Source organism: Wenyingzhuangia marina, from assembly GCF_900130035.1.
GTDB classification, from domain to species: domain Bacteria; phylum Bacteroidota; class Bacteroidia; order Flavobacteriales; family Flavobacteriaceae; genus Wenyingzhuangia; species Wenyingzhuangia marina.
Genome location: NZ_FQXQ01000007.1, coordinates 88,407 through 104,889, shown reverse-complemented (window position 1 = coordinate 104,889; position 16,483 = coordinate 88,407). Strand labels below are relative to the sequence as shown.

At 31.2% G+C, this 16,483-nt stretch carries 17 protein-coding genes; 2 read left to right on the top strand and 15 right to left on the bottom strand.

Annotation, left to right across the window (positions count from 1 at the left end; genetic code table 11):
• Positions 1–142: 142 nt before the first annotated feature.
• The 15 genes from BUB70_RS13545 to BUB70_RS13475 all read right to left on the bottom strand — a co-directional run bounded on the left by BUB70_RS13545 (position 143) and on the right by BUB70_RS13475 (position 13,280).
• A complete protein-coding gene (locus tag BUB70_RS13545; protein ID WP_073122518.1) occupies positions 143–583 on the bottom strand; it encodes a DUF4268 domain-containing protein in 441 nt (146 codons plus the stop codon).
• Between the two features lies 1 nt (position 584).
• Positions 585–1,166: a MiaE family protein gene (gene miaE / locus BUB70_RS13540; protein ID WP_073122516.1), complete on the bottom strand. Its 582-nt coding sequence runs from the start codon at positions 1,164–1,166 to the stop codon at positions 585–587.
• The gene (locus BUB70_RS13535; RefSeq protein ID WP_073122514.1) at positions 1,153–3,363 is read right to left on the bottom strand and encodes a SulP family inorganic anion transporter; all 2,211 of its coding nucleotides are present in this window, start codon (positions 3,361–3,363) and stop codon (positions 1,153–1,155) included. The genes miaE and BUB70_RS13535 overlap by 14 nt, the downstream gene beginning before the upstream one ends.
• A gap of 4 nt (positions 3,364–3,367) precedes the next feature.
• Positions 3,368–4,201, bottom strand: coding sequence for a universal stress protein (locus BUB70_RS13530; RefSeq protein WP_073122512.1), 834 nt, complete (start codon positions 4,199–4,201; stop codon positions 3,368–3,370).
• Between the two features lie 36 nt (positions 4,202–4,237).
• On the bottom strand, positions 4,238–4,678 hold the full coding sequence (locus tag BUB70_RS13525; protein WP_073122510.1) for a hypothetical protein: 441 nt from the start codon (positions 4,676–4,678) through the stop codon (positions 4,238–4,240).
• 170 nt (positions 4,679–4,848) lie between these two features.
• Entirely contained in the window at positions 4,849–5,937 is a 1,089-nt protein-coding gene (gene dnaX / locus BUB70_RS13520; protein WP_073122508.1) for a DNA polymerase III subunit gamma/tau, read from the bottom strand.
• Positions 5,938–6,287: 350 nt separating this feature from the next.
• Entirely contained in the window at positions 6,288–7,601 is a 1,314-nt protein-coding gene (gene rimO, locus BUB70_RS13515) for a 30S ribosomal protein S12 methylthiotransferase RimO (RefSeq protein WP_073122506.1), read from the bottom strand.
• Positions 7,602–7,677: 76 nt separating this feature from the next.
• Complete coding sequence (ftsY, locus tag BUB70_RS13510; protein ID WP_073122504.1) at positions 7,678–8,631, bottom strand: signal recognition particle-docking protein FtsY; 954 nt, start codon at positions 8,629–8,631, stop codon at positions 7,678–7,680.
• A 102-nt stretch (positions 8,632–8,733) separates the two neighbouring features.
• Entirely contained in the window at positions 8,734–8,886 is a 153-nt protein-coding gene (locus BUB70_RS13505; RefSeq protein WP_068824224.1) for a DUF4295 domain-containing protein, read from the bottom strand.
• 8 nt (positions 8,887–8,894) lie between these two features.
• Complete coding sequence (gene rpmG / locus BUB70_RS13500; protein WP_010134999.1) at positions 8,895–9,077, bottom strand: 50S ribosomal protein L33; 183 nt, start codon at positions 9,075–9,077, stop codon at positions 8,895–8,897.
• A 28-nt stretch (positions 9,078–9,105) separates the two neighbouring features.
• Positions 9,106–9,345 carry a 50S ribosomal protein L28 gene (gene rpmB, locus BUB70_RS13495; RefSeq protein ID WP_073122502.1) on the bottom strand — a complete coding sequence of 80 codons (240 nt, stop codon included), beginning with the start codon at positions 9,343–9,345 and terminating at the stop codon, positions 9,106–9,108.
• A gap of 73 nt (positions 9,346–9,418) precedes the next feature.
• On the bottom strand, positions 9,419–10,663 hold the full coding sequence (locus BUB70_RS13490) for a CinA family nicotinamide mononucleotide deamidase-related protein (protein WP_073122500.1): 1,245 nt from the start codon (positions 10,661–10,663) through the stop codon (positions 9,419–9,421).
• 91 nt (positions 10,664–10,754) lie between these two features.
• Complete coding sequence (locus BUB70_RS13485) at positions 10,755–11,366, bottom strand: fumarylacetoacetate hydrolase family protein (protein WP_073122498.1); 612 nt, start codon at positions 11,364–11,366, stop codon at positions 10,755–10,757.
• Positions 11,367–11,460: 94 nt separating this feature from the next.
• Positions 11,461–12,333 carry a formyltetrahydrofolate deformylase gene (gene purU / locus BUB70_RS13480; protein WP_073122495.1) on the bottom strand — a complete coding sequence of 291 codons (873 nt, stop codon included), beginning with the start codon at positions 12,331–12,333 and terminating at the stop codon, positions 11,461–11,463.
• Between the two features lie 107 nt (positions 12,334–12,440).
• A complete protein-coding gene (locus tag BUB70_RS13475; protein WP_073122493.1) occupies positions 12,441–13,280 on the bottom strand; it encodes a 1,4-dihydroxy-2-naphthoyl-CoA synthase in 840 nt (279 codons plus the stop codon).
• Between the two features lie 242 nt (positions 13,281–13,522).
• Between BUB70_RS13475 and BUB70_RS13470 the strand changes: the two genes are divergently transcribed.
• Together BUB70_RS13470 and BUB70_RS13465 are read left to right on the top strand one after the other, a co-directional pair.
• A complete protein-coding gene (locus BUB70_RS13470; protein WP_073122491.1) occupies positions 13,523–15,409 on the top strand; it encodes a peptidase U32 family protein in 1,887 nt (628 codons plus the stop codon).
• A 341-nt stretch (positions 15,410–15,750) separates the two neighbouring features.
• Entirely contained in the window at positions 15,751–16,428 is a 678-nt protein-coding gene (locus BUB70_RS13465; RefSeq protein WP_073122489.1) for an alpha/beta family hydrolase, read from the top strand.
• Positions 16,429–16,483: the final 55 nt, after the last annotated feature.

Sequence of the window (16,483 nt, the reverse complement as noted above, 5' to 3'; positions counted from 1 at the left end):
CTTAGTAATCCATAACCTCCTCTGAAGACATTTAATCAGTACCTAAAAACTATATCACTTACTAAATGAAAACTACCATCTTTCTTATAAAAACACCTCTAAAACAAAAAAAGAGACCTATTATAGAAGTCCTTTTTTTGTTTTAAACCACTGCCTGGCGGATGTAGTCCTCGTATTCATACCAAAATAATTCGAACTCTGGCATGGTGTTATTAAAGAAATCATAACAATCTGCCCAAGTATCTTTATTATGGATACTAAACTTTTTTTGATACACTATATATATACGACTAATTTTCTTTCCATTGTCTAATGTATATTCTTTATCGAAAATAACATCAGGTAGATATTCTGACTCAATAATCTTTTTTAAAGAAAGAATTTGATCAAACAAAAGCTCTCTTTGTGTTTCATCTGAAGACTCAATATCTAAAGTTACTTCTGCAGTTTTTCTATCAGCAACGAATTTAAAACCAAAGTCTTTGATCTTTGTATTGTACAAAAGCCATTTTCTTGGGAAAGATTTACCATAGCTCACCCAAAATTCTTTTCTGATTTTTGCCGATTCTTCTCTACTAAACATATTATCCGTGTATAGATTCTTTGTTTCCTAAATTTTTCATCAACTTGGCTTCATATTCTAACAAAGCTTGCCATTTTTCATCAACTTCAGTTCTATTTCCATATTGACGAGCAAAATTTAAAAACAAAGTATAATGATTGGCTTCAGAAACCATTAAGTCTCTATAAAACTTAGCCAATTCTTTATCTTCTAAATTTTCTGACAACAAACGAAATCTTTCACAACTACGTGCTTCTATTAATGCAGCATATAAAAGTCGATGTACTAATTGTGTCGTTCTACTCCCTCCTTTTGGAAAGAATTTAATCAAATCCATTACATATTCATCTTTTCTATCTCTACCTAATACAACTCCTTTATTAATAAGTCTGTCGTGAACCAATTTAAAATGACTCATTTCTTCCTTTACCAAAGCAATCATTTCTGTAACCAAATCTGTATACTCTGGAAAACTTACTATTAATGAAATAGCTGTTGAAGCAGCTTTTTGCTCACAATGTGCATGATCTATTAAAATTTCATCAATATTTTTTTCTGCAATATTTACCCATCTTGGGTCTGTTGGTAATTTAAGCCCTAGCATATTTCTCTTTTATTAATTTCTCAAAACGCAATCCAAAATCTATCATTGCTTTTACTTCTTTTACACTTGCTAATCTTTCTTTCTTAAAAATTAACAATCCTATTTTGTTTGATTCTATGTGATAATAATTATTGCTTTCTAAAAACAACACAATATCATCAGTAAAAAAACTTATAATATCTTCTTTATTAGTTCCTGACAAATAAAATCTTTTACTAAAGTCTGAATGATTTGGAATTTCAATATCAGAAAATTCTGTGTATTGTTTTACAAACTCAAACAAGCCTTCTTTATCCAACGTAAATTCAGGAATCTGATGTTCCATTTTGATATGAAACATGGTTGATCTTATTAACTGACGAGCGATAAATGCTCCCTCTGTAAAAATAACATCAAATAAAGTATCATTGTTATTTTGCAATAAATTTTTAGTTGCCTGAATTTGTCTTGTCTTAAAGTAAGTAAACTCCGACATTGCTCCAATAGATTCTTCTGTATAAGGAATGTATTCCCATCCGAAATCTTTGGCAACAATTTGCAAATTTGTTTGACGTTTGGTTAGACTAAATCCTTTTGTTTGTAAAGATTTTTGCATCATTCTTCTAGATGCAAATGGATGAGTTGTTTCCGTTCCATGTAAATCTAATCCTATAACTTCTAAGTTTCCTTGTTTGGCTTCAAATTTCTCCACATAAGTATTCATATTTTCCATCACCGTATTATCTACAAATCTACATCTAGAAAAATCGACTACCACATTTTCAGTTTCCGGAATTAAGTTCAACTTATTTTTTAACCTAAAAAAATTTAAAAAAGAACTAAAATTTTTAATACTTACATAATAACTACCATCTGTTTCTTTAAACATTAAAACATTTGGCTTTAACACATTTCTAAAAAATAGAATAACATCTTTATTCATAATGACATGAGTAATAAATGTTGCAACAATCCCTGCTAAAATCCCTATGATTAAACTCGTAAAAATGGTAGTTAACAAAGTAATAATAAAAATGATTAACTGATCTTTCCCAACTTTGCTTACCGATAATAAATTAGAAGGAGCTGCCAATCTATAACCTGTATAAACCAAAATTGCTGCTAAAGCAGACATAGGAATCATGTGTAATTGCTTTTGAAATAACAACAAAAACACAAGTAAAAAAACAGCATGAAAAAAATTAGAAGATCTATTGGTTGCTTTGTTATTTACGTTTACGGAACTTCTTGCAATTACAGTCACTACATTTAAACCTCCCAAAAAACCACTAATCATAGTTGCCAATCCTAAAGCTTTTAAATCTTTATTTACATTAGATCTTCTTTTTAAAGGATCTAACAAATCAACCGCTTTAATACTTAATAAAGATTCTATACTTGCAATTAAAGTAATAGAAACTACAGTTGCTATAAATTCAAATTTATAAATGATTTTAAAATTTGGAAAAGCAAGATTTGAAAACACATCATTTGGAATATTAATTAACCATTCCTCATCAATAGGATGTTCTTGTTTTAAAACAAGTTGATAAAAATAACTCATTCCAACTGCAAAAAACACAATCCACATAGGAGCCGGAATTAGCTGAAAATATTTATTTCTAATTTTTGCATGAAAAACCATAATAGCCAAACTGACCAAACCAGCTATTCCTGCATAAAAAAAGTTATGATCATTAGTACTGACAAAGTGCTGTATGGTTTTGGGAATTTCTAAAAGCAACTCAACCAAACCACCGTCTTCATGAGTATTCCCCAACATTACATGAAATTGCTTGGCAAAGATTCCCACACCAATAGCGGCCAACATTCCTTGTATGGCTGTTGATGGAAAAAAATCACTCAGAATCCCCATTCTTAAAAAACCTAATAAAATCATAATAGCACCTGAACACACAATAGCAGCAAGTGTATACATGTAACCTAATTGTAAATTACCACCTCCTAAAGTAGTAATAGCAGTTAACAACACCACAACCAAACCATTACCAGGTCCTGTGATGGTTACTTTTGATCCTCCAAAAATAGAAACTACAATTCCACCTACAACAGCAGCAATTACTCCAGAAATAGGAGGAGCTTCTGATGCCAATGCCAAACCTAAACCCAATGGCAACGCAATTAACGAAACCACAAATCCAGAAAAAATATTCTGGGGAAGTGTTTCTATGAATTTGTTTCCTTTTTTATTTGGCATAAGTTTATTTAGCTATTAATACATCTGTAGGCAATTCAGACAATATAAAATCCAAATCATCCATCATAAATCTTTTAAAAATTCCACTTTTTTTAGGAATATCCATCACTAATAAATCTGCACGTACCACCCTAGCATAATGACCAATGGCATAACCACTACGACCAAAAATACTTTGCAGCTTTATTTCAATTCCTGTTTGATATTTCTCGGGAATGTTTGCTATTATTTTTTTGATCCTTAAATCTTCTTGATGTGTTTTTCTTTCGTGATTAATGGTTGCTTTTCTTAGAGATCTGTCATCATCAACCTTTAAACCTTCATTTGCAATTTCTTCTACAATTGTTATTTTTTTAGATGACAAACCTTTTGCTGTATAAAATGCTGTAACAATTGTATTTTCTGAACTTTCAGACTCTAAACCATTGATTACAATATGTTTTTTAACAAACTCTACTTTTGATTGGTTTCTTAAAAGTAAAACAGAACATTTTACTTTTCTAGTAAGCTTTTTAGCAACAGTACCAATGTAATGCTTAAAAATATTTTCTCTTTGTTGCGCACCTAAAATCAACAAATCTATTTTATTTTCTTCACAAATATCTGATAAGACTTCAATTGGTTTTCCTTCTTTAAAAATAAATTCAATTTGCCCCTTATACTCAAAGTTCTTTACTATTTCATTTAGTTGTTCTAGTTTTAAATTACTAGAGGCTCCAATATGCACTACATATAATTTTGCATTAAAGTAAGTGGCAAATCTACAGGCCTGAATAATGTTGACTTTTAAATTTGGTGAAAAGGCTGCACCAACAAGAATTTTATTGAATTTTGGCAAGAGTATTGTTTTGAATTTAAATATAGACAATCAACTTTAGATATCTAATCCAAATTTTGTTTTTAATAACATTACATCAGGATTAGATTCTACTAACTTTTGAAACTTTTCTTGTGGCGTATAAATATATTTTTTAACCTCTTCGTGAACTACTTCAGTTTTTACTACAATTCCATAATTATTTAATTCTTCTCTTAAATAATTTAATAATTTGGGTCTAATAATTCCAAACTGATCTTCCATTAACTTATTAGGCAAAGCAAAAACTATCTGATTATTTTTTAAGATTGGTTTATTAGCATTAATGATAGAAGCCATATTTAACTCTCCTTCAGATTGTAATAAGTTTCCAAAAGCAGCCCATTTTTCCACCAAAGTAATTTCAGAAAAAGGAGTTTTAGGCTTGTTACTTAAATCTTCATCAGTAGCAACATAATCTAAATCTGTTAATTTTGAATGGATGTTTTTTAAAGACAATGCAGAAGCTCTTCTTCGTCTTGAAGCTGCAGCTGCAATAGTAGGTTTCGGTTTTGAAAGTGTTTCTTTACTAACTTCAACTTGCTGTTGCTGAATTTGTGGAGCAGTAGTTTTCTTATCTATTTGTTGATTAGAAACAGGAATATGAGATCTAAAAAAAGTAGCTGGAATTATGAAGTTACTGCTTTTTTTTTTACATCACTAAAAGTAATAGAAGCCAATTGCATTAAGCAAATCTCTACCAACAATCGTTGGTTTTTACTAGCTCTATATTGCAAATCACATTGATTAGCTTTATCAATAGCCTCCATTAAAAAAGGTAAAGTGGCTTTATTTGCTTGTTCTAGATATTGTTTCTTGGCATTATCTCCAACTTCTAATAACGAAATAGTAGTATTGTCTTTTGCCACCAATAAATCTCTAAAGTGAGAGGCCAAACCATTGATAAAATGTTGCCCATCAAAACCTTTTGATAAAACACTATTAAACTCAACCAATACTTCAGGAATTTTATTCTCGATTAACAAGCTGGTTACTTTAAAATAAATGTCATAATCTAAAACATTTAAATTTTCGGTCACCGCTAATCTTGTTAAATCTTTTCCTGCAAAACTAATAACTCTATCATAAATAGAAAGCGCATCACGCATGGCACCATCTGCTTTTTGAGCAATTACATGCAACGCATCATCTTCTGCTGTTACTCCTTCTTGTTCTGCAATTCTTTTTAAATGTTCTTTGGCATCTAAAACCGTAATTCTTTTAAAATCAAAAATTTGACAACGAGACAAGATTGTTGGAATAATTTTATGCTTTTCTGTAGTTGCTAAAATAAAAATAGCATGTGCAGGTGGCTCTTCTAATGTTTTTAAAAAAGCATTAAAAGCCGCTTGAGATAACATATGTACCTCATCAATAATATATACTTTAAATTTTCCTACTTGTGGAGGAATACGTACCTGATCTATTAACGATCTAATATCATCAACAGAGTTGTTCGAGGCAGCATCTAGCTCAAAGACATTAAACGCAAAATCATCTTCAACTTCTGCACCAGTAGCTTGCTCGTTTATTTTTTTTGCTAAAATACGAGCACAAGTTGTTTTACCAACTCCTCTTGGACCTGTAAATAGCAATGCCTGGGCTAAATGATCATTTTTTATAGCATTCTCTAGCGTATTGGTAATGGCTTTTTGGCCAACCACATCCTCAAAAGTAAGAGGTCTGTATTTTCTTGCAGATACTATAAATGGATTCATATATATTTTTTGATGTTAGCAAATATACCTATTTGATATCTTGTAGGCAAAGCAGATAATAAAGAAAAAGTAATAAAAAAGAAAAAAACCCAGCCATAAGACTAACAAACTTATGAACTGGGTTAACTGTTAAACATTATCTGTTATTTAAAACAACATTTTAATTTCTACCCCTAAAAATTAAGATGTATAATGCAATTATAAATACCTACCCCTAAATATTTATGTCTCAAATATACAAAGCATTATTTTTATAGCAATGAAAAAAACAAAAAAAGTTGATTTTTAAATTTAAATGATTTATTTTTCTGTAAATCGCTTATTTAAAAAGACTTAGTAGGTATTGTTATTTAACGAACTGGCTCTCCATATAAATCAAAATCCCCAGCTTCTAATATCTTAATATCTATAAATTCTCCCGTTTTAATATAAAATTTACTAGCCTCAACTAACACCTCATTATCTACATCTGGTGAGTCATGTTCTGTTCTACCAATAAAGTATTCACCTTCTTTTCTATCAAAAATACATCTATAGATATTCCCTACTTTTTCCTGATTTAACTCCCATGATATTTGAGCCTGTAACTCCATAATCTCAGCAACTCTTTCTTCTTTTACTTCTTCAGGAACATCATCAACCAAAGTAGCAGCATGCGTATCTTCTTCATGAGAATATGCAAAAACTCCTAAACGTTCAAAACGCATCTCTTCAACCCATGATTTTAATTCTTGAAAAATTTCTTCTGTCTCACCTGGGTACCCCACTATTAAAGTCGTTCTAATCGCCATTTCTGGAACATGATTTCTAAACTCTTTTAACAATTTATTGGTTTTCTCATAAGTAGTTCCTCTACGCATCGATTTTAAAATCTCAGTGTTGATGTGCTGTAAAGGAATATCTAAATAATTACAAACTTTAGGCTCTGATTTCATTACATCTAAGACATCTAATGGAAAACCTGCTGGAAATGCATAATGCAAACGAATCCATTCAATCCCTTCAACCTTCACCAATTCTTTTAACAAATCAGCTAAGTTTCTTTTTCCGTATAAATCTAACCCGTAATAAGTTAAATCTTGTGCAATTAAAATCAACTCCTTAATTCCGTTAGCAGCTAACTTTCCGGCTTCTTCTACCAATTCTTCTATAGGAGTAGAGCGGTGTTTACCTCTCATTAAAGGAATAGCACAAAAAGAACAAGGCCTGTCACAACCTTCTGCAATTTTTAAATAGGCATAATGCTTTGGAGTTGTTGTTAATCTTTCTCCAATTAATTCGTGCTTATAATCTGCTTCTAAAACTTTTAACAAGTTTGGTAAATCTTGCGTACCAAAATATTGATCAACATTAGAAATTTCAGCTTCTAAATCTGGCTTATATCTTTCGGACAAACAACCTGTAACATATACTTTATCTACCAACCCTTGTTCTTTTTGATTGGCGTAATGTAAAATAGTATTTACAGATTCTTCTTTAGCCTTTCCAATAAATCCACAAGTATTGATCACTACAATATTTCCTTCATCATTTTCATCCTCATGAACTACATCTTTTCCATTGGCTTTTAATTGCCCCATTAAGACTTCAGAATCATAAACATTTTTAGAACACCCTAGAGTTACTACGTTTATTTTATTTTGCTTTATTGTTTTTGTACGCATGTATTAGTTATTAGTTGTTAGTTTCTAGTTGCTGGTTTAAAATTCTAAAACGAACCACCAACAACAGACAACTAAATTATTTAAAGAAAGAATCTACAAATTCAAATTTATTGAACACTTGTAAATCATCTATTCCTTCTCCGACTCCAATATATTTTACTGGAATTTTAAATTGATCAGAAATACCAATGACTACTCCTCCTTTTGCCGTTCCATCTAATTTAGTCACCGCTAAAGCTGTAACTTCGGTTGCCAAGGTAAATTGTTTTGCTTGTTCAAATGCATTTTGTCCAGTTGACCCGTCTAAAACCAATAATACATCATGCGGAGCATCAGCCACCACTTTTTGCATTACACGTTTAATTTTTGTCAACTCAGTCATTAAATTGATTTTATTATGCAAACGACCTGCAGTATCAATAATTACCACATCGGCATTTTTAGCCACTGCTGATTTTAATGTATCATAAGCAACAGAAGCAGGATCTGACCCCATGTCTTGTCGAACAAGTGGCACATCTACTCTATCTGCCCAAACTTGTAATTGATCAATAGCTGCTGCTCTAAAAGTATCGGCTGCACCAAGAACTACATTCAATCCTTTCTTTTTAAATTGTGCTGCCAGTTTACCAATGGTAGTAGTTTTACCAACACCATTTACTCCAACCACCATTAAAACATAAGGTTTTTTGTTTTCTGGAATTACAAAATCTGTTGCATCTTCACCACTTGTTTCTGACAACAAACCAGCAATCTCTTCTCTTAGAATTAAATTTAATTCATCCGTACCTAAATACTTATCACGATCTACTCTTTCTTCAATTCTTTCAATAATTTTTAAGGTGGTATCCACACCAACATCTGAAGAAATTAAAACTTCTTCTAAATTATCCAAAACATCATCATCTACTTTAGATTTTCCAGCTACTGCTTTAGACAGTTTTGAAAAAAAACTAGTTTTAGATTTTTCTAGACCTTTATCTAAGGTTTCTTTTTTATCAGAAGAAAATATTTTCTTAAAAAAACTCATATCTTAATTTGTTTACACTTGTTATCACACGAAAGCATTAAAATACAAAAAAAGCTACTCTCATGATTGAAAGTAGCCTTTGTATATAAATTTTACAAAAAATTATTTTTTTGCAAAAAAGTCTTTTACTTGCGCTGGGTCCATAATAGCTTCAACAAAAGTATAAGCTCCTGATTTTGGAGATTTTACCATTTTGATAGCTTTAGACAATCTCTTAGAACCTGTCTGTAACGATGCTACTGATTTCTTTGCCATATCCTATATTATTTAATTTCTTTGTGAACTGTCATTTTCTTTAAGATAGGATTAAATTTCTTAATCTCTAATCTATCTGGAGTATTCTTCTTGTTTTTAGTTGTAATGTATCTAGAAGTTCCTGGTTGACCAGAAGCTTTATGTTCAGTACACTCTAAAATAACTTGTACTCTGTTTCCTTTTTTTGCCATCTCTATATATGCTTTTTATAAGAAAAAATTATTTAACTAAAAATCCTTTTTCTTTTGCTTCTTTAATTACAGCAGAAATACCTTTTTTATTGATATTCTTTAACGCAGCAGTAGATATTTTTAATGTAATCCACTTATCCTCTTCAGGGATATAGAAACGCTTTGTAATTAGGTTAGCGTTAAATTTTCTTTTTGTTCTATTTAATGCGTGAGAAACATTGTTCCCAACCATCGCTTTTTTACCAGTAAGTTCACAAACTTTAGACATCTCGTAACAGTTTTAATTTAATTCTAAACGGAGTGCAAATTTAACAACAAATAATGGTACAAACAAAATTAATTTACTGATTTTTTAATATTTCTTGACTCAACATCTCTAAAGCCTTATTTTTCGCCTGTTCTAAGACTTTTTCTCTTGGCTGACCAAAGTTAAATCGCTCTACAATTACCTGATTTTGTGTAGCAATAGCAATAAAAACAATTCCAACTTCTTCGTTGGTATCATCAGTTGTCGGACCTGCATTTCCAGTGGTAGCAATGGCATAATCTGCTCCTGTTAATTTCTGAACTCCTAAAGCCATTTCTTGAGCTACTTCTTTAGAAACTACAGAGTGTTTTTCGATGATCTCTTTTGAGACTCCTAAAATATTTTGTTTTAACAAGGCATTATAAGCAACCACGCCTCCTAAGAAAAACTGAGACACTCCACTTTTCTCCGTAATATCACTCGCAATTTTTCCTCCTGTACAACTTTCAGCTACAGCTAAGGTTTGTTTGTTTTTAGTTAAATATTGTTGAATAACATCCACATAACTTACATCTCCTTCTATAATGCTTTCCTCTTTAAACACCAACATCAATTCTTTTCCTAATTGCTGAATAGCATTTTCTAACAGCCACTTATCTTGATGTGTTCCTGTTAACCTTAATCTTAAACGACCCGGACTAGGCAAATAAGCTAGCTTGATAAAATCAGGTAAGTTATTTTCAAAAACTTCTAGCGCATCTGCAGCATTGCTTTCTCCTACACCATACAATACGTAAGTTTGATACACCTGAGAAGGAAATCCTCCTATTTGTTTTAATCTTGGTAAAACCTCAGCATCAATCAATCCTTTCATTTCAAAAGGAACTCCTGGTAAGCTAATCACTATTTTTCCATTTTCTTGAAACCACATTCCTGCTGCTGTTCCTAATTTATTAGGTAAAATAGTTGCTTTCTTTGGCAACATTGCCTGACTTTTATTCAAGTCTGAAAAATGAATTCCTCTTTTTCTAAATCGTTCTTTAATATCCTCTAAAATTTCTGGATTTAGAACCAGTTCATCATTAAAGTACTCTACCAATGTATATTTGGTAACATCATCTTTGGTAGGTCCAAGCCCTCCTGTAACAATAATTAAATCTGCAATAGACATAGCATGATCTATTCCATTGACAATGGCTTGTTTGGTATCTGAAATAGACACTGTTTCTACCAACTCTACTCCCAACGCATGTAATTTATTGGCTACCCACTGGCTATTAGTATCTAACACTTGACCAATTAAAATTTCATCTCCTATGGTAATTATACTTGCTTTCAAAATTTCGTTCTTAGTTGTTGGTTGGTAGTTTTTGAATAATTGCTATTGGCTGATTTTATTTAACTAAAAACCAATCCATAGCAACTAAAAACTATTTTATTTTAATATCTATTACTTTATCATCTTCTAAAAAACCAGTGAGCACGTCATCTTTTGCAACTGCTCCCACTCCAACAGGAGTTCCTGTAAAAATAATATCGCCTTTTTTTAAAGTGAAGAATTTAGATACATAAGCCACTAACTCATCAATCTTAAAAATCATGTCTTTGGTATTTCCTATTTGTACCTTTTCATCATTTTTTGCTAATGAAAAATTGACATCATTTAAATCGTCAAAATTTTCTTTAGAAAAGAAAGGACTAATCACAGCACTTCCATCAAAACCTTTAGCTTTTTCCCATGGGTGTCCTGCTTTTTTTAATTTGGCTTGCAAATCTCTTGCGGTAAAATCTATTCCCAAACCAATTTCGTCATAGTATTTATGAGCAAACCTTTCTCCTATAAACTTTCCTACTTTATTGATTTTAACCAAAACCTCAACTTCATAATGAACTTCATTAGAAAATGGCGGAATGATAAATGGATTTTTTTTAGGTAATACTGAAGAATCTGGCTTTAAAAATATCAATGGTTCTTCTGGTTTTTTTGATCCCAATTCTTTTATATGGTCTTCGTAATTTTGACCAATGCAGATGATTTTCATGTTATTTAGTATTAAGTACTGAGTACTGAGTATTTAGTACCATAGCTCTACGCTAACTATGTACTTCGTACTTTTTACTTTGTACTATTTAAATTTACTCTCCTGTTTCTGGGAAAACAATTGCTTTGTTATTATCTACAATAATTTGATTGTTTAAATGACTTTTAACCGCTCTTGCCAACACCATGGTTTCAATATCAGCACCTATGGCTTTTAAAGTAGCTGGTGTGCTTTCGTGTGTAACACGCTCTACATCTTGCTCAATAATTGGCCCTTCATCTAAATCTTGAGTTGCGTAATGTGCTGTAGCTCCAATCAACTTTACTCCTCTTTCATAAGCTCTCATATAAGGATTTGCTCCCTGAAAGGCTGGCAAAAAAGAATGATGAATATTGATAATTTTATTAGGGTAATGATTGATAAAATCATTTGATAAAATTTGCATGTAACGAGCCATGATAATTAAATCTATATCATTAGAATCAAACAATTCAATCAATTGTTGTTCCTGTTCTTTTTTAGTATCCTTAGTTACCGGTAAATGGTAAAAAGGGATTTCAAACATATCTGCAATAGGTTTTAATTTGGTATGGTTACTCACCACCATTTTTACATCACAATGTAATTTTTCCTCTTTGTTACGTTGCAACAAATCGTATAAGTTGTGAGTTGTATGCGAAACCATAATCGCCACTTTTTGCTTGGTTGTACCATAATCTACACTCCAAATAATATCATACGCAGGTGCCAAACGAGCAAAACGCTCTTCTAACTGCTCTTTACTAATGGTTACCGTGTCATCAGACTCAATACGCAAACGCATAAAAAACATTCCGTCTATTGAATTGGTATATTGTTGTGCACTAACTAAGTTAAATCCTTCTTGATAAAAGAAATGCGTTATTTTAGAGACAATCCCTTTTTGATCGGGACACTTTATTAAAAAAGTTATGATTTGTGGTTTCATTGTTTAAGTTTGTAAAGTTTATAAAGTTGTAAAGTTTATAAAGTTCTTAGTTCTACCTTATATTATAAAGCCTTTGATCTTGATAACTTTTCTACTTGATAACTTATTTATACTATATATTTTTTATCAAAATTTGGTTTGCGCTTTTCTAAAAAGGCATTTCTTCCTTCTTTCGCTTCATCTGTCATATAAGCCAAACGAGTTGCTTCACCAGCAAAAACTTGTTGACCAACCATTCCGTCATCGGTTAAGTTCATAGCAAACTTTAACATTCTAATTGATAATGGTGATTTTCCTAAAACTTCTTGTGCCCACTCGTAAGCAGTATCTTCAAGCTCAGCATGAGGAACTACTTTATTCACCATTCCCATTTCAAAAGCTTCTTGAGCAGAATAGTTTCTCCCTAAAAAGAAAATTTCTCTGGCTTTTTTCTGTCCAACCATTTTAGCCAAATAAGCAGAACCGTAACCACCATCGAAGCTAGTTACATCGGCATCTGTTTGTTTAAAAATAGCATGTTCTTCACTTGCCAAAGTCATATCACAAACTACATGTAAACTATGTCCGCCACCCACAGCCCATCCTGGAACTACAGCAATAACTACTTTAGGCATAAAACGAATCAAACGTTGTACTTCTAATATATTTAAACGATGTGCACCATCTTCACCAACATATCCTTGATGCCCTCTTGCTTTTTGATCTCCACCAGAACAGAAAGAATACACGCCATCTTTTGTTGATGGACCTTCTGCAGATAATAAAACTACTCCAATATTAGGATCTTCTTGTGCATCATAAAAAGCATCATATAATTCTGAAGTGGTTTTAGGTCTAAATGCATTTCTAACATTAGGTCTGTTAAACGCAATTCTTGCGACTCCATTACATTTTTTATAGGTGATATCTTCGTATTCTTTAACTACTTCCCAATTGATTTCTGACATGGTAAATTTATTTTCTAAACAAGCTGTAAAGTTATCATTTTAATTTTATTTCAATCTCTGTTTTCATCAATCTAAAAAACAAACATAAAATCATCTTAAACGTTTGATTATTAATTATTTTACCAACAAAAAACACTAACTTTGCAATCCCTAATTTTAAAAAAACAAATACTCTTGATGTAATCATTTGATAAAAAGCATTTTATCAACACATTAAGAGCTATTAGACAGGAATATCATTTATGAAAAAAAAGGTTGAAATTTTAGCACCTGCCAAAAACCTAGTTCAAGGAATGGCGGCTATTAATGCAGGAGCAGATGCTGTATATATTGGAGCTCCGCAATTTGGAGCACGTACAAACGCAAACAACTCGGTAGCAGATATTGCCGAAATGGTTAGGTATGCTCACTTATTTAAAGCACAAGTTTTTGTGGTAATTAACACCATTTTATATGATAATGAATTAGAAACCTGTGAAAAATTAATTCATGAATTATACCATGTTGGAGTGGATGCTTTGATTGTGCAAGACATGGCTATTTTTGAAATGAACTTGCCTCCTATTGTAATTCATGCAAGTACCCAAGCCAATAACAGAGATCCTAAACAAGTGGACTTTTTGCAAAAAGCAGGAATGAAACGTGTGGTTTTGGCAAGAGAATTAAACTTAGATCAGATTAAAGAAATTAACGAAGCTTGTGATGTTGAACTAGAATTTTTTGTTTCTGGGGCTTTATGTGTTTCTTTTAGCGGAAACTGTTACATGAGTGTGGCTGGAGGAGAACGTAGTGCCAACAGAGGTTCCTGTGCTCAAAACTGTAGATTGCCTTATAAATTGACTGATGGAAATAATGACACTTTAATAGAAAGCAGTCATTTATTGTCTATTAAGGACTTAGATTTAAGTGATCAATTACCTCAAATGATTGAAGCTGGGGTGATGTCTTTTAAAATTGAAGGAAGATTAAAAGATGTAGTATATGTTAAAAACAACGTGTCTTACTTAAGAAAAAGATTAGATGATTTTTTAAACGGTGATGGAAAAGAAAATTATCAAAAAGCTTCATCTGGTAGAACTTTTTACACTTTTGATGCAGAAATGGACAGAAGTTTTAACCGTGGATATACAGACTATTTTGTAAACAAACGAATGACTAAAATTGGATCTTGGGAAAGTCCAAAATCTAAAGGTCAAATCATTGGTAAAGTGATTGAAATTAAAAACGGTAAGTATTTAATTGAAAATGCTGAAAAACTAAACAATGGGGATGGTCTTTATTTCATCAACGAAGAAAACGAAGCTGATGGAGTACAAATCAATACCGTAGAAAACGGTTGGATAACACCTAACAATTATAAAAACATTCCTATAGGAACTTTAATTTCTAGAAACTCTGATGCTAATTTTAACAAACAAGTTGAAAAAGACAACAGTGCTATTAGAAAAATTGGTGTAAAGCTTAAGTTTGAAGAAACCCAATACGGATTTAGCTTAACTGCTACTGATGAAGATGGACATGTTAGCTCTGAAGGATTTAAAATCACCAAAGAATTAGCAAAAAAAGAAGGTTTCTTAAAAGACAACTTAGAAAAGAATTTAATCAAAACAGGAAACACACCTTTTATTGTTGATGATATTGAACTTGAATTAGAAAACAACTGGTTTGTACCTATTTCTAAAATCAATGAAATCAGAAGAACTGTTTTAGAAAAATTGATTGATATTAGAATTGAAGAGTACCATAAAGAAGAACAAGCTATTGTAAAAACAGATCATCCTTATCCTGAAAAAACATTAGACTTTACTTATAATGTTTCTAACAAATTGGCTAGACAGTTTTACAAAAGACATGGTGTAGAAGAAATTGAAAAAGCTTTTGAACTACAGTGGGAACCTGGAAAAGCTAGAGTAATGACGACCAAGTATTGTGTTAAGTATGAGCTTGGAAAATGTGCAAGATTCCAACGTGCTACCATGGGAGAAAAATTAAAAGAACCATTAACACTTACCCACGGAGAAAACGAATACAAATTAAAGTTTAATTGTAAACCCTGTGAAATGGAAATTTGGGAAAAAGATGCAGATCTTAAATATGATGAAGAGTTTGAATGGGAAAAGTTCAACTAAGTCAAATAAACAATCTAAAAAAATCAGCTTAACAGCTGATTTTTTTTTGTTATAATAAACACTTTATAACAAAAGGAAAATAATTAAATTTAACCTTAAACCAATGCTCTACAAGAAATGATTAAACATTACTTTTTATTAATTTCTTTTTTTCTAGTTAAACACTTCTGTTATTCACAAAACATAGAAGAAGCACAATTTCATCAACTAAAAAAGGAAGTTTAAAGATGATGGTACCAAAAATTGGAAAACAAAGTTAAAGAAGGTAGAATTGGTTTAAGATATATGTTTAGAATATCATCACAATATCAAAATTTTAAAGTATACACTTAAAAAGATAAATGACAAAACCACAACAAAAAAAATTATTTCTAATAGGAAGAGATAATTGGCTAAAAGACACTGACCTTAAATACATATTATTAAATCATTTAAAAAAATCAGGGCATAAAATTATTTGGGAAGATCCATCAGAATTTTTTTTATTTAAAGTACGTCAATTAGAAATTAACTATTTTTATTGGGTTCCTGAAGCTTTAAAAACCATAAATATTCGTTTCATAAAAATTTTATATGGAATAACTCATTGGGATTATTTCAAATACCTAAAAAAAAGAAGAAATAACTCACCTGAAGCACTTAAAAAAAACTTAAAAAGCATCCTTTCTAAGTTAAACAAAGACATCATAATCATCTCCAGGTCATCTGGAGGTAGGTTTGCCTCATCAGTAGCTGACGAACTAAATATCAAACATATTATTTGTTTAAGTTACCCTTTTCAAAATCCAAACAATGGAGTGGAGCCTGATAGATATATTCATTTAGAGCACTTAAAAACGCCTATGACTATTTTTCAGGGAGATAAAGATGAATATGGTGGGTTAGAGGTCAAAGATAAATACATGCTAAGTCCCAATATAAATTTACAGTTTGTAGATGCCGATCACGATTTTAACCTAAGTACTAAAGACTGGGAAAAAGTATTAACTCAAATAGATACAATTATAAAGAATGTATAAAAAATCCCTTCTGAAAAATTCAGAAGGGATTTTTACTTTTATAATACTTTGCTTA